A 14388-nucleotide genomic window follows, 5' to 3' on the forward strand; every position below is an offset into this window, starting at 1 on the left:
CGGCCGAACATTGCCGCATTGTCAATGACGACGCCGGACGGCACCTTCGGAAGGTGAAGTCCGGCGTCGTGATTTCAGTTTTTGGGCGAGTCGGAGGCGTTACAGCGCAGCAACGGCACCGCTGAAGTGCCGACGCCCGGATCGCGGATTCCAGGCAACATAGCCTGAGTGATGCCAGGCACCAGCGGGAGAATGGACAGAAGTGATGTCCAATGCCACCCGTGCGGGCAGTAACACCGGTGCGTCAAAGGCCACGTCCCAGCGGAACGACTCCCCCCGGACGGCGCCGACGTCGGCCAGCGCACGGGACGCAAGGTACATACCGTGCGCGATGGAGCGCCGCATGCCCAAAGCCTTGGCCGAGAGCACACTCAGATGAATGGGGTTGAAGTCACCCGAGACCGCCGCGTACGCCCTTCCGGTGTCAACGCCCAGCTGCCAGAGCGCGGTGGGATCAGGCGCGGAGAACGTTGTAGACGGTGCGGTTGCCGAGGGCTTGTCGATCCCCGGCAGGAAAACGCCCTTGGCCAGGTACGTCGAGGTTCCCTTCCAACGGGCACCTGGCTCGCCTGTGCGGCGGACCTCGGCCACGATGTCCACCTGCGTCCCCGCGCGGTGCCCGCGCAGGTTCTCCGCCCATGACGTGATGTCCAGTGCCTCGGTGAACAGCACGGCCCCGTGTTGCTCCACCTTGTTGGCCAGGTGCACCATTCCCAGCAGCGGCAGCGGGAAGTCGTCGCGGTTCATCACGCTCATTGACACCGGAAATGCCAGGGCGTGAATGAACCCGGCAGGCAGGATGTCGCTTGCCGTCTCGCCCACAAGGTGCTGGTACGCCGTCAGGTTTCCCACGTCAGCCTGGACTCCCCTGACTTCATGCCCGCAAGGCGGCAGTGTGGTCCCTGCGTCAGTTCCAAGCACGCGGCGCCGCGCTGCCGTGGCGGCCGCGTTGACGTACAGCTTGGACAGGGAGGGCATGCCCCCGAGGATCACGGGCTGGGCGGCGGTCATGCGCCCACCAGATTCTGCCCGCAGACGCGCAGCACCTCCCCGCTGATGCCCCCCGCGGCGTCGCTGGCGAGGAATGCAATCGCTTCGGCGACGTCACCTGGCTGCCCTCCCTGCTGCAGAGAGTTGAGCCGTCGGGCTATTTCACGCGTGGCAAACGGAATCCGGGCGGTCATTTCAGTTTCGATAAAGCCCGGGGCCACTGCATTGATGGAACCATGGTGGTCCGCCAGGAGCGGGGCTGTGGCGCGCACCATCCCCATCACACCGCCTTTGGACGCCGCATAGTTCGTTTGTCCGCGGTTGCCGGCGATCCCGCTGGTGGATGCCACCGAAACGATCCGCGGGGACTTGCGGAAGTGTTCGGACGCCAGCAGCGCCTCATTGATGCGGAGCTGGGCCTCGATGTTTACGCCGATGACGGAGCTCCAGCGGCCCTGATCCATGTTGGCCAGGAGCTTGTCCCGGGTGATCCCTGCATTGTGCACCACGATATCCAGCCGCCCGTGCCTCGCCACCGCATGGTCGATGATGCGCCGGCCGGCGTCCTCACGGGTGATGTCGAGTTGGAGTGCGGTCCCTTTGACCTCGTTGGCCACCGCGGCCAGGTGGTCGCCGGCAGCCGGCACATCGACGACGACGAGAATGGCGCCGTCCCGGTGGAGCGTCCGGGCGATGGCGGCGCCGATACCGCGCGCCGCGCCCGTGACAACAGCAACTTTTCCGGCCAGCGGCTTTTCGGGATCGGCCGGCAGTTTTCCTTCGTCCGACGTGACCGTGAGGAGCTGTCCGTCGACAAACGCCGAGCGGCCGGACAGGAAGAAGCGCAGGGCGGCCAGCGTACTGGGACTCGTTGTGGTCACCCCGTCCGCCAGCATGATGCCGTTTGCCGTGGCTCCCGCGCGCAGCTCCTTGGCGAGGGAGCGCAGCAGTCCATCCACGCCTTGGCGAGCTGCCGCAGCCGCCGGACCAGGTGCACTGGCCGGTGTGAGGGACACCGTGACCACGCGGGCGCCGGTGGCAAGGTCACGGACAGATGCTGCTGCGGCAAGAACCGGCCGCTCAAGATCCTCCGGTCCGTCCAGTTCGTCCAGGACCAGGATGATGGCGCCCAACTTCTCCCGAGGCACCGCATGCCGGCGGACGTCGAGGTCCCAGGACAGGAGGGCGGGAGCCAGTTCGTCAGCACCGGTGCTGGTGCCCTGGACCAGGACCGGCCCGGGAACGAGCGGCTGCCCCGGCTGGTAGCGCCTGAGCACTGCCGGCTGCGGCAGCCCGAGCTTCCGGGCAACGTCCTTGCCGATTCCGCGGCTTACGAATTGTGTGTATTTGTCCGTCACAGCGGCCTCCTACAGTGCTTCAAGAATGGCGACGACGCCTTGGCCGCCGGCGGCGCAAATGGATATCAGGCCACGCGCCGGGCGTCCGTCCACCTGACCCTTTTCGCAAAGCATCTTGGCCAGGGTGGCCACGATCCGCCCTCCGGTGGCGGCGAACGGATGCCCCGCAGCCAGCGAGGAACCGTTCACGTTCAGTTTGGACCGGTCGATGCTGCCCAATGCGCCCTCCAGGCCAAGCCGGGTGCGTCCGAATTCCTCGTCTTCCCAGGCGGCCAGGGTGCTGAGGACGGTGCCTGCGAAGGCCTCATGGATCTCGAAGAAGTCGATGTCGTCCAGCGTCAGCCCGTTGCGTGCCAGGAGGCGCGGCACCGCGAACGCCGGAGCCATCAGCAATCCGTCCTTGCCGTGGACGAAGTCCACAGCGGCCGCTTCACCGTCGATTACCGCTGCCAGCTTGGGCAGTTCGTGGGCATCCGCCCATTCCTCCGAGGCCAGCAGCACGGTGGACGCCCCGTCGGTGAGCGGTGTGGAATTGCCCGCCGTCATGGTTGCTTCGGCGCCAAGGTTCTTGCCGAACACCGGCTTGAGCGTTGCCAGCTTTTCAAGCGTCGTATCCGCGCGCAGATTCGAATCCCGGCTCAGGCCCCGGTACGGGGTCAACAGATCATCGAAGAAGCCGGCGTCGTAGGCGGCGGCAAGGTTGCGGTGGCTGTTGTACGCCAACTCGTCCTGGGCTTCCCGGGTGATCTTCCACTGCGCCGTGGTGAGGGCCTGGTGTTCGCCCATCGAAAGGCCGGTCCGGGGTTCACCGGTGTTGGGCGCATCCGGTGCCAGGTCCTTCGGGCGGAGGCGGCTCAGGACCCGAAGCCGCTGGGGCAGGGTCTTGGCACGGTTAAGGTCCAGCAGAACTTCGCGGAGGCCCTCGCTTACGGCAATCGGTGCATCGGAGGCGGAATCCACCCCTCCGGCAATGGCTGAATCGATCTGGCCCAGCCTGATCTTGTTACTTAGGCCGAGGACCGTTTCCAACCCCGTGGCGCAGGCCTGCTGGAGATCGTAGGCGGGCGTTTCCGCGGAGAGGGCCGAGCCCAGCACCGCTTCGCGCGTGAGGTTGAAGTCGCGCGAATGCTTGAGCACGGCGCCTGCTGCAACCTCGCCGATGCGTTCGTCCTGGAGACCAAAACGGGCGATGAGGCCATCCAGCGCTGTAGTCAGCATGTCCTGGTTGGAGGACTTGGTGTAGGCGCCGCCGGTGCGGGCAAACGGAATCCGGTTTCCACCCACCACTACAGCCCTGCGCAGACCTCGCTGGGACGCGGCTGCTGGGCGGGCGGTTGATTCCTCTGGTCCGGTTGCGGACTGTCCGGTGAAGGACATGTGCTGTCTCCTTTTGCTCAACGCTGGTTACCGATACCCAGCGTACCTGATACGCTGGGTATCGTGAACATCCCCCATGCCGGTTTTTCCGCGCCCATCTCCGCCGCCGGCCCCGCGGTCGATGGCCGGGCGGCGCGCTGGCAGTCGCACCGGGAGGAGCGCCGCCGCGAACTCATCAAGTCCACGCGGAAAGCGGTCCACACGCTGGGCAGCGACGCTTCCATGGAGGACATAGCCGCCGCTGCGGGGACGTCCAAATCAGTGTTTTACCGCTATTTTGGCGACAAGGCGGGGTTGCAGCAGGCAGTGGGTGAGGTGGTCCTCGGCCAGATGCAGCGCCGCATCCAGGAGGCCGCCCAGAGTGCCCAGACGCCCAGGGAGGGGCTGCTGGCCATGGTGTCCGCGTACCTGCAGATGGCCGAAACCAGCCCGAATGTCTACACGTTCGTCACCGCGCACCCAGCCGGGGAGTCCGGCACGGCCACCGGCGGCATCGCAGCGGCCGGCGCCCTTGGCCACTTCTTCGAGGAAGTCCGCGACATGATCGAGCGGCCCATGCGCGCGCACCTCGGCACCGGCAAGGAGGCCGTGGTCGGTTACTGGCCCACCGCTGCGATTGGACTCGTCCGGAATGCCGGAGAGCAGTGGCTGGGCACTCCGGAGTCTCCTGGCAAACCCGATCAGGAGACCATGGCCCGCCAGATCACCGATTGGCTGTGCTTCGGGATTGCCCCGGAACTGGAAACCGTGGCAGCAAACAACCCCGTCGTCTAGCAACAAACAGCCGTGACGTGCGGCTCCTCCGCATCGTGAGTTCCCCGTTAGTGCACACGGAATCACCGCGTTACAAGAATTGTCCGAACCAAAGAAGGAATCGACATGACTGATGTAGTTGACCGCCCTGCCGGCCAGGCGGGCCGCTCCGCGGGCCGCGACCAGCAACCTGCCGGCGGTACGACCGCCGTCGACGTCGCCGCGCTGGGCGAGCAGTTGCTGGGCAAGTGGGCGGACATCCGACGGCACTCCCGCCAGCTGTCCGGCCGACCCGAGCTGCATAAGACCGAGGGTCTCACCCATACCGAACACCGGAAGCGTGCTTTCGGGCAGCTCAGGTACCTGGTTGAGAACGGCGCCGTCCACCGTGCTTTTCCCGCCTCCCTGGGCGGATCGGACGATCACGGCGGCAACATCGCCGGGTTCGAGGAACTCGTCACCGCCGATCCTTCGCTCCAGATCAAGGCCGGTGTCCAGTGGGGGCTCTTCGGTTCAGCCGTGCTGCACCTGGGTACCGCGGAGCACCACGCCAAGTGGCTGCCCGGCATCATGAACATGGACATCCCCGGCTGCTTCGCGATGACTGAAACGGGGCACGGGTCCGATGTCGCGAGCATTGCCACCACGGCAACCTTCGACCCGGCGGCTCAGGAATTCGTGCTGAACACCCCCGTCCGTGCCGCCTGGAAGGACTACATCGGCAACGCGGCGATCGACGGGCTCGGCGCCGTCGTGTTCGCCCAGCTCGTGACGAACGGCGTCAACCACGGGGTGCACGCGTTCTACGTGGACCTGCGCGATCCGGAAACCAAGGACTTCCTTCCCGGCATCGGCGGTGAAGACGACGGCGTCAAGGGCGGACTGAACGGCATCGACAACGGACGGCTGCATTTCAGTAATGTCCGCATTCCGCGCACGAACCTGCTCAACCGCTACGGCAACGTTGACGCCGACGGCACCTACACCTCGCCCATCTCCAGCCCGGGCCGCCGCTTCTTCACCATGCTGGGCACGCTGGTCCAGGGCCGCGTGTCCCTGGACGGCGCCGCGGTGGCCGCCAGCAAGCTCGCCCTCAAGACCGCCATTCAGTACGCCACCGAGCGCCGCCAGTTCAATGCCTCCTCGCACACGGAGGAAGAAGTGCTGCTGGACTACCAGCGCCATCAGCGCCGGCTGTTCACCCGGCTTGCCACCACCTATGCCGCCGGCTTCGCCCACGAGCAACTGCTGCAGAAGTTCGACGACGTCTTCTCCGGGGCGCATGACACGGACGAAGACCGCCAGGATTTGGAAACACTGGCCGCCGCGCTCAAGCCGCTCAGCACCTGGCACGCCCTTGATACTCTCCAGGAGTGCCGTGAAGCATGCGGCGGGGCAGGGTTCCTGATTGAAAACCGCTTCGCATCCCTCCGGGCGGACTTGGACGTTTATGTCACGTTCGAAGGCGACAACACCGTCCTGCTCCAGCTTGTGGCCAAGCGTCTCCTCGCGGATTACGCAAAGGAATTCCGCAGCCTCGACGTCGGCGTGCTGGCCCGCTACGTGGTAAGCCAGGCAGCCGGCGCCGCAGTTCACCGGACCGGACTTCGCCAGGTTGCCCAGTTCATGGCCGACACCGGGTCGGTTCAGAAGGCGGCCATCGCGCTCCGGGACGAGGACACCCAGCGGCTGCTGCTGACCGACCGGGTACAGACCATGATTGCCGAAGTCGGCGGGGCCCTCAAGGGAACCAACAGGCTGCCGCAGCAGCAGGCAGCAGCACTCTTCAACCAGCATCAGCATGAACTGATCGAAGCAGCGCAGGCGCACGCGGAGTTGCTGCAGTGGGAAGCCTTCACGGAAGCCTTGGCAAATGTGAACGACCCAGGCACGAAGCGTGTCCTGACGTGGCTCCGGGACCTGTTCGGCCTTTCGCTCATTGAGAAGAACCTGTCCTGGTACCTCATGAACGGGCGCCTGTCGATGCAGCGCGGGCGCACGGTGGGCGAGTACATCAACCGCCTCCTGGTCAAGATCCGCCCGCACGCCCTCGATCTGGTGGATGCCTTCGGCTACGGACCCGAACACGTCCGTGCGGCGATTGCCACCGGTGCCGAACGGACCCGGCAGGACGAGGCCCGGGCGTATTTCCGCAGCCAGCGCGCCGACGGCAAGGCCCCCGTGGACGAAAAAGTCCTGCTGGCAAAGCAGGCGGCAGCCAAGGCGTCGCGGCGCTAGGCTCCGACGGAGGCCAAGCAACCCGGGAACCACGACGGCGCCGCTCCCCCTGAGCGGGAGCGGCGCCGTCGTCCTCCATTCAGCTTCGGATTAGGGGTCAGGAAAGCACCGAACGGTACACCTCGAGGGTGGTCTGGGTAATGGACTCCCAGGAGAAGTGCTCCTCCGCCCGGCGTCGGCCGGCCTCCCCCATGGCACGGGCGCGCTCCGGATCGGACACCACCTCGGTGAGTGCCGTGGCAAACTCGTGGACGAACTTCTCGGGGTCCAGCGGTGTTCCGGTGCCGTCGGTCACCTGTTCCAGTTCCACCAGCAGTCCCGTTTCGCCGTGCTGGACAACCTCGGGGATGCCTCCGGTGGCGCTGGCCACCACCGCCGCGCCGCAGGCCATGGCCTCCAGGTTGACGATGCCGAGCGGCTCGTAGATGGACGGGCACGCGAAGGCTGTTGCATGGCTGAGCACCTGAATCAGCTCGTGGCGGGGCAGCATCCGCTCAATGAGTACGACGCCGGTGCGCTGGCTCTGGAGCTCCTCGATCAGGCGGGCGGTTTCCGCTGCCAGCTCCGGGGTGTCCGCCGCGCCAAGGCAGAGGACGAGCTGGACGTCGGCCGGCAGCTTGGCGGCGGCACGAAGCAGGTACGGAACGCCCTTCTGGCGGGTGTTGCGGCCCACGAAGACCACGCTGGGCAGATCAGGGTCGATGCCCAGGGCGCGGATGGCGTCATCGCCCTCGTCGCGCTGCCAAAGCTCGACGTCGATGCCGTTGTGCACCACGCGGACCTTGGCCGGATCGACCTTGGGGTAGCTGCGGAGGATGTCCTGGCGCATCCCTTCGGACACGGCGATGATGGCCGCGGCGGCCTCATACGCGGTTTTTTCCACCCAGGAGGACAGGGCGTAGCCGCCGCCGAGCTGTTCTGCCTTCCACGGCCGAAGCGGCTCAAGGCTGTGGGCGCTCAGCACATGCGGGATGCCGTGCAGCAGCGAGGCCAGGTGGCCGGCCATGTTGGCGTACCACGTGTGCGAATGCACCAGGTCGGCACCGGCGATGTCGGGGACGATGCGCAGGTCCACTCCGAGGGTCTGGACGGCCGCGTTGGCGGCACCCAGGTCCTCCGGAACCGAATAGGACGTCACCTTCGCCCCGTGGTAATCGGGATCCCGGGGCGCCCCGAAGGCCCGCACCTGCAAATCCACATGGTTGGCCAGCACACGGCTCAATTCAGCCACATGGACCCCGGCGCCGCCGTAAATCTCAGGCGGGAACTCTTTAGTCACAATGTCTATTCGCACGATACCCAAGGTAGTCCTTACGGCGTATCTGTTCTAGTGTGAAGGAATCCGGGCGTGCCGGATCTTTGGGGAGTTACGAAGGCGTACAGGGAGTTATCACCATGCCGTTGAATAAGAAAGTCCTGGCTATTGTCCTCGCGGGCGGCGAGGGAAACCGTCTAATGCCATTGACGGCTGACAGGGCCAAACCCGGCGTGCCCTTTGCCGGGAGCTACCGGCTAATTGACTTTGCGCTGTCCAACCTCGTCAATTCGCGCTACTTACAGATCGTGGTGCTTACGCAATACAAATCCCATAGCTTGGACCGGCATATTTCCGAAACGTGGCGAATGTCCACGCAGCTGGGAAACTACGTCGCGTCCGTCCCCGCCCAGCAGCGCGTGGGCAAGAGCTGGTTCCTGGGCAGCGCCAACGCCATCTACCAGTCGCTGAACCTGATCCATGACGCCAACCCCGACATCGTTGTTGTGGTCGGTGCGGACCACGTCTACCGGATGGACTTCGCCCAGATGGTGGAGCAGCACGTTCTGAGCGGTGCCAAGGCCACCGTTGCTGCCGTGCGCCAGCCGCTGAACATGGCCAACCAGTTCGGCGTCATCGAGGTTGACCAGCAGGATCCGCAGAAGATCGCAGCTTTCGTGGAGAAGCCTGCCTCGACTCCCGGACTGGCCGCGGATCCCACCCAGTTCCTCGCCTCGATGGGCAATTATGTTTTCGACGCCGATGCCCTGGTGGATGCGCTGCACGTTGACGCCGAGCGCCTCGACACCAAGCACGACATGGGCGGCGACATCATTCCGTACTTCGTCAACAAGGGTGAGGCAGGTGTCTACGACTTCACGCTCAACGACATTCCGGGCTCCACCGAGCGGGACCGCACATACTGGCGTGACGTCGGTACCATCGACTCCTTCTACGACGCCCATATGGACCTGATCTCGCCCCTCCCGGTGTTCAACCTGTACAACTCCGAATGGCCCATCTATACGCGGCAGAGCATCTCCCCGCCCGCCAAGTTCGTCCGCGGCGACAACAACACTGTGGGAACGGCCCTTGACTCGATCGTTGCCAGCGGCGTGGTCATCTCTGGCGGCATCGTGGAGGGCTCGGTCCTGTCCAACGATGTCTACGTCCGAACGGCAAGCCGCGTCGTGGATTCGGTCCTGATGGATAAGGTCCAGATCGGCGAGGGTGCTGTGGTGAATCGCGCCATCATCGACAAGAACGTCAAGGTGCCCGCGGGTGCTGCGATCGGCCTGGATCCGGAACGTGACCGCGCACGTGGATTCAAGGTGACGGACTCGGGCATCACCGTGCTGTCCAAGGGCCAGGAGGTCCCTGAGCCCGACGAAGCCGAGCGCGCGCTGTCAGCTGCCAACCTGCACCTGGTCCCCAACGCGGTGAAGGCGGCAACGCAGAACTGGCCGGAGGCCCGGGATTCCATGGAGAAGGTGGGCGAAGCTCAGGCCGCGGCCGTGGGTGTGACTGTCCCCGACAAGGAGTCCATCACGACGACCCCCTGAGCCCAGACTGCAGTGAACCCTGAGGCGGGCCGGAGGATCCGCAGGCTGTAAAATTGGAACAATGAACTCCCCCGATTTGACGCCTGAGGACATCCAGGCCTGCCTCAAGGTTCTTAACACCATCCACGCCTACGACGAGGAACACCCTGACTACGTCTCGGTACGCCGCGCCACCGGCAAGATGTTCAAGGCCGTCAAGCGCCATCGCCGGGTCACCAAGCGTGACCTGATCGCCGAAGCGGACCGTGCAATCATCGCGCAGACTGCCACCGCAGCTCCGGACCGGATCGATGACGAAACCCGGGGAAACAAGCTGGAACCATCCGCCACGGGCAACGTTGCCGGGCACCTGATCCGGTCCCGCCCGTGCTATATCTGCAAGAAGCACTACACCCAGGTGGACGCCTTCTACCACCAACTGTGCCCTGAATGTGCTGCATTCAGCCACAGCAAGCGCGACGCCCGCACAGATCTCACGGGCCGCCGTGCATTGCTCACGGGCGGCCGGGCCAAAATCGGCATGTACATCGCCCTGCGTCTGCTCCGGGACGGTGCGCACACCACCATCACCACGCGTTTTCCGAAGGATGCGGCCCGACGGTTCGCGGCCATGGAGGACAGCGGTGACTGGCTCCATCGGCTCAGGATTGTGGGCATCGATCTCCGTGATCCGTCCCAGGTAATGGCTCTGACTGATTCCCTTGACGCTGCAGGCCCGCTGGACATCATCATCAACAATGCGGCCCAGACTGTCCGCCGGTCCGGCAACGCCTACAAGCCGCTGGTTGACGCCGAGGATGAGCCCCTGCCCGCAGCCCTTGAAGCAGTGAACGGCGGCCCGGAGCTGGTGACGTTTGGCCACGCCCATGACAAACATCCCCTGGCCCTGGCCAGCAGCGTCATGGAGCACCCCGTCCTCGCCGGAGATGCCATCACCTCCCTCGCCCTGTCCACGGGGTCCGCGTCGCTGGAGCGGATTGCCTCGGGCACGGCCATTGACGCCGGCGGCCTGGTTCCGGACCTCGCAACCATCAACAGCTGGACGCAGGTGGTGGACGAAGTGGATCCACTGGAGATGCTTGAAGTGCAGCTCTGCAACGTGACGGCGCCTTTCCTGCTGGTGAGCCGGCTGCGTGCTGCCATGAAGCGGTCCACCGCGCACCGGAAGTACATCGTGAACGTCTCCGCTATGGAGGGCCAGTTTTCCCGGGCCTACAAGGGCCCCGGTCACCCGCACACGAACATGGCCAAGGCTGCGCTGAACATGATGACCCGGACAAGTGCGCAGGAAATGCTCGATTCCGACGGCATCCTCATGACCGCGGTGGACACCGGGTGGATCACCGATGAGCGGCCGCACTTCACAAAGGTCCGGCTCATGGAAGAAGGATTCCATGCGCCGCTGGACCTCGTGGACGGCGCCGCCAGGGTTTACGATCCGATCGTCATGGGCGAAAAAGGCGAAGACCAGTACGGTGTCTTCCTCAAGGACTACAAGCCGAGTCCCTGGTAGGCGACGCGCGGCATCGGGTAGACGGGCAGCCTTCGTGAAGAGATCGGCCGGAGAACAGCCTGGATCAGTGCTTTTCCGGCGTGTGCACCACTGGATCAGTGCTTTTCCGGCGTGTGCACCACGAGTACGGGGCAATGGGCGTGGGCCACGCAGGCAGAACTCACTGAGCCCAGCAGCAGCCCGCCGAAGCCTCCGTGGCCGCGTCTGCCCACCACCAGCATGTCGGCGGTCCTGCTGGCATCAATGAGGGTATGCCGGGGGCGTCCCTGTACCAGCCGGGTTTCCACGTTCGGGGGCGTCTGCGCGCCAAAGGCCTTCGCTATTGATTCCAGGAGGATTTCGCCGGCACGCACGTCGAAGTCGTCGATCCCCATGGCCACGTAGCCGTCGTGCACGGGCGGGTAATCCCAGCACGCCAGCGCCACAAGCTGCGCTCCGAGGTGCACCGCCAGCCCTTGGGCCTGCTTCAGCGCTTCCACCGAGGTATCGGAACCATCCACGCCGACAACAATCGTCCGGATGTCCCTGGCCCCGTTCATGTCTTCCCCTTTCGCGGGCGATCTTGACGGGAGCCCAACGGCCAAGCCGCCAAGTGTACTTCAAGGATGTGTGCCGGGACGGGGCTCGGGTAGGGTCGAAAGACACGCGCGCTTGGTCCAAGGAGCCTTGTTGCCCGCAAAACGGTCTACCAGAATTGCAGGGCCGGGCGACGGAAACTGGGCGTGGGGAGACATAATGGGAATTGTCCGCACCAGCCTGATGGCTGCGGACCGATATTGGCAGCTCCGGCCGCCGGACAGGAGGAGCATGATTGCCAGGGCAAACCCGGGTTCCTCCGCCGAGGGCGTAGACACTGACCTGATCAGCGTCTTCATCCTGGATGACCACGAACTTGTCCGGCGGGGGCTGCAGGAGCTCCTTGAAGGCGAGGGCTTCCAAGTGGTGGGCAGTTCCGGTTCCGCCGTTGAGGCGACCCGGCACATTCCGGCGCTGCACCCCGATGTCAGCGTGCTCGATGCCCGCCTTCCGGACGGTACGGGCATCGAGGTCTGCCGGGACGTCCGGTCTGTGGACCGGAACCTGAACTGCCTGATCCTCACCAGCTTCGACGACGAGCAGGCGCTGCGCGCTGCCGTCCTCGCCGGCGCGCGAGGCTATGTCCTGAAGGAAATCGGCGGCACCGACCTTATTGGGGCGCTTCGCCGAGCGGCCGCCGGCGACTCACTGTTCGACGACGGCGTGGCCGCCAGCGTAGTGGAGAGCCTGGTCACGCCCCCGCAGGTGGACCCCAGGATTGCAGGACTGACACCGCAGGAGCGGCGTGTGCTGGAGCTGGTGGGGGGCGGGCTCACCAACCGGCAGATCGCGGCCGAAATGTTCCTGGCGGAGAAGACCGTCAAGAACTACGTGTCGTCGCTGCTGGCCAAATTGGGCTTTGAACGGCGAACGCAGGCGGCTGTCTATATCGCCAACAATGCGATGCCTGCCCCCTCCGCCGCTGGGACCACCGGCGCGGCCCATTCCGCCGCCTACTCACCGGGCCACGACACCGACGGGCGCCGGGGCTAAAGCGGAATTGACCACTCCAGGCTTGTTCCGGCGTCGGGAGCGCTCGTGATGGTGCAGGTGCCGTCCAGCATCCTGGCACGTTCCTCCATGTTGTTCAGTCCGTTGCGCTTTGCCGAGCCCTTCAGGCCGCCGCCGTTGTCAGTGACCAGGATGGTCATCCTGCCGTTCAGGGCTGAGACTGACACGTCGATGGAGTCCGCCCCCGAGTGGCGGATGGCGTTGCTGAGGCCCTCCGAAACCACCGCCACCACATGGTTGGCCTTGTCCGGGAGGACGGCGTCGACCGGGCCTTCCAGGCTCAGCCCGGGGGTGAACGTCATCGACTTGGCAGCGTTCCTCGTGACGCGCCGGAGGCGGCCGCTGAGCAGCTCGGTATCCCCATTGCCGGTCCTGAGCGAGTAGATGGTGTCGCGGAGGCTGCGGATGGCCTCATCCAGTTCCCCGGTGACGGCGCGGATCCGCGCCAGGGCCAGGTCTTCCTGAGTGAAGCGGTTCAGGCTTTGGACGCTCAGGCCCGCGGCGAAGAGCCGCTGGATGACGAGGTCATGGAGATCGCGCGCAATACGGTCCCGGTCGGTAAAGACCAGGAGCTCTTCCCGCAGCCGGTGCACCCTGGCGAGCTCAAGCGCCAAGGCCACATGGGAGCCGAAAACCGCGCCCATCTCGACGTCAGTCCGGCTGTAGGGTCCGGCGCCGGAGTCCCGCACCAGCAGGAGTACTCCGTGGTGCGCACCCTGGGTGCTCAGCGCCACGGCGAGGAGCGGACCGGCCAGGGTCCCCTCCAGGACTCCCAGGACGTCAGCGGCGTTATCCACGAGCAGCGGTTCACCGCCGGCAAGTACACCCTTAAGTTCCTGCGATTCCAGGGACAACGGGAGGCCGGAAAACAGCTCGGAGTCTTTCCCGCTGGCCCCGGCAACCACATAGCCGACACCGTCAGCGGACGGTTCCACGATCAACGCCAGCCGGGAAACGGATTCCCGAAGGGCCCTTCCGGCAATTGGGTCGAGGCCGCCGGAGGACGAGGCCGGATCACGTCCCAGCATCAGTCCGGACACGTCCATGCAGGCTTCCAGCCACTGTGCCCGGCGCCTGGCGTCATCGTAAAGCCTCGCGTTTTCAATGGCCACACCGGCAGCGGCCGCAAGGGCAACGGCGAGTTCCTCATCTTCCACCGTAAAATCACCGCCGCCCTCCTTTTCAGTCAGATACAGGTTTCCGAAGACAACATCGCGTACACGGACCGGAACCCCGAGGAATGACTGCATGGGCGGGTGGTGTTCGGGAAAGCCGTACGCTTCCGGATGGCGACGCAGGTCATGGAGCCGCAGCGGACGCGGATCCGAGATCAACAGTCCCAGTACGCCGTGGCCCGTGGGAAGAGGACCAATCCGATGGGCGAGTTCGTCGTTAATCCCGACTGTAATGAATGGGCTGAGGGCGCGGTCATCCCCGATGACCCCCAGTGCCCCGTAGCGTGCATGCAGCAATTGGCAGGCGGACTGGACCACACGCTCCAGGACTGCGTCGAGGCTCAGATCCTCCGCAACAGCCACCACCGCTTCGAGAAGCCCGCCCATGCGTTCCTGGAACTGGAGGAGTTCACCGGCCCGGGAGACGAAATCCTTGAGCAGGTCTTCGATCCTCTGGCCGCTCGCTGCCGTGTATCGCTCGGGACCGTCGCCACTGGCGTGCATGTTCACAACCCAACTCCTGACCGCATCCGTCCGCACCGGCGGTGTGAGGCAAGAATACCGTTAAGGCTTTCTGCGG

At 65.2% G+C, this 14388-nt stretch carries 11 protein-coding genes; 5 read left to right on the top strand and 6 right to left on the bottom strand.

Going from position 1 to position 14388, the window contains the following annotated elements:
• Window positions 1–99 precede the first annotated feature (99 nt).
• Genes J7I92_RS07330 through J7I92_RS07340 form a run of 3 tightly spaced genes read right to left on the bottom strand, consistent with a single transcriptional unit; the run spans window position 100 to window position 3725 of the window.
• Window positions 100–1011: a MaoC/PaaZ C-terminal domain-containing protein gene (locus J7I92_RS07330; RefSeq protein WP_214838933.1), complete on the bottom strand. Its 912-nt coding sequence runs from the start codon at window positions 1009–1011 to the stop codon at window positions 100–102.
• Window positions 1008–2348: a 3-oxoacyl-ACP reductase gene (locus J7I92_RS07335; protein WP_214838935.1), complete on the bottom strand. Its 1341-nt coding sequence runs from the start codon at window positions 2346–2348 to the stop codon at window positions 1008–1010. The genes J7I92_RS07330 and J7I92_RS07335 overlap by 4 nt, the downstream gene beginning before the upstream one ends.
• Window positions 2349–2357: 9 nt before the next feature.
• A complete protein-coding gene (locus J7I92_RS07340) occupies window positions 2358–3725 on the bottom strand; it encodes an acetyl-CoA C-acetyltransferase (RefSeq protein ID WP_214838937.1) in 1368 nt (455 codons plus the stop codon).
• 63 nt (window positions 3726–3788) lie between these two features.
• Between J7I92_RS07340 and J7I92_RS07345 the strand changes: the two genes are divergently transcribed.
• Together J7I92_RS07345 and J7I92_RS07350 are read left to right on the top strand one after the other, a co-directional pair.
• Complete coding sequence (locus tag J7I92_RS07345) at window positions 3789–4499, top strand: TetR/AcrR family transcriptional regulator (protein ID WP_311380187.1); 711 nt, start codon at window positions 3789–3791, stop codon at window positions 4497–4499.
• Window positions 4500–4604: 105 nt separating this feature from the next.
• The gene (locus J7I92_RS07350) at window positions 4605–6716 is read left to right on the top strand and encodes an acyl-CoA dehydrogenase (protein ID WP_214838939.1); all 2112 of its coding nucleotides are present in this window, start codon (window positions 4605–4607) and stop codon (window positions 6714–6716) included.
• 97 nt (window positions 6717–6813) lie between these two features.
• On the opposite strand, the gene glgA is transcribed toward J7I92_RS07350, so the two are convergent.
• Window positions 6814–8010 carry a glycogen synthase gene (glgA, locus tag J7I92_RS07355; RefSeq protein WP_214838941.1) on the bottom strand — a complete coding sequence of 399 codons (1197 nt, stop codon included), beginning with the start codon at window positions 8008–8010 and terminating at the stop codon, window positions 6814–6816.
• 95 nt (window positions 8011–8105) lie between these two features.
• Between glgA and glgC the strand changes: the two genes are divergently transcribed.
• Complete coding sequence (gene glgC / locus J7I92_RS07360) at window positions 8106–9533, top strand: glucose-1-phosphate adenylyltransferase (RefSeq protein WP_311380192.1); 1428 nt, start codon at window positions 8106–8108, stop codon at window positions 9531–9533.
• Window positions 9534–9594: 61 nt separating this feature from the next.
• Window positions 9595–11046: an SDR family NAD(P)-dependent oxidoreductase gene (locus J7I92_RS07365; RefSeq protein WP_214838945.1), complete on the top strand. Its 1452-nt coding sequence runs from the start codon at window positions 9595–9597 to the stop codon at window positions 11044–11046.
• 95 nt (window positions 11047–11141) lie between these two features.
• On the opposite strand, the gene J7I92_RS07370 is transcribed toward J7I92_RS07365, so the two are convergent.
• The gene (locus J7I92_RS07370) at window positions 11142–11585 is read right to left on the bottom strand and encodes a universal stress protein (RefSeq protein ID WP_214838947.1); all 444 of its coding nucleotides are present in this window, start codon (window positions 11583–11585) and stop codon (window positions 11142–11144) included.
• Window positions 11586–11853: 268 nt separating this feature from the next.
• Between J7I92_RS07370 and J7I92_RS07375 the strand changes: the two genes are divergently transcribed.
• Window positions 11854–12615: a response regulator transcription factor gene (locus J7I92_RS07375; RefSeq protein ID WP_285290074.1), complete on the top strand. Its 762-nt coding sequence runs from the start codon at window positions 11854–11856 to the stop codon at window positions 12613–12615.
• Here J7I92_RS07375 and J7I92_RS07380 read toward each other — a convergent pair.
• Window positions 12612–14312 (bottom strand): GAF domain-containing sensor histidine kinase, encoded by a 1701-nt coding sequence (locus J7I92_RS07380; protein ID WP_214839096.1) that lies wholly within the window; start codon window positions 14310–14312, stop codon window positions 12612–12614. The two genes, J7I92_RS07375 and J7I92_RS07380, sit on opposite strands and share 4 nt — an antisense overlap.
• Window positions 14313–14388: the final 76 nt, after the last annotated feature.

This window comes from Arthrobacter sp. ISL-72, assembly GCF_018613755.1.
In the GTDB taxonomy this organism is placed as follows: Bacteria; Actinomycetota; Actinomycetes; order Actinomycetales; family Micrococcaceae; genus Arthrobacter.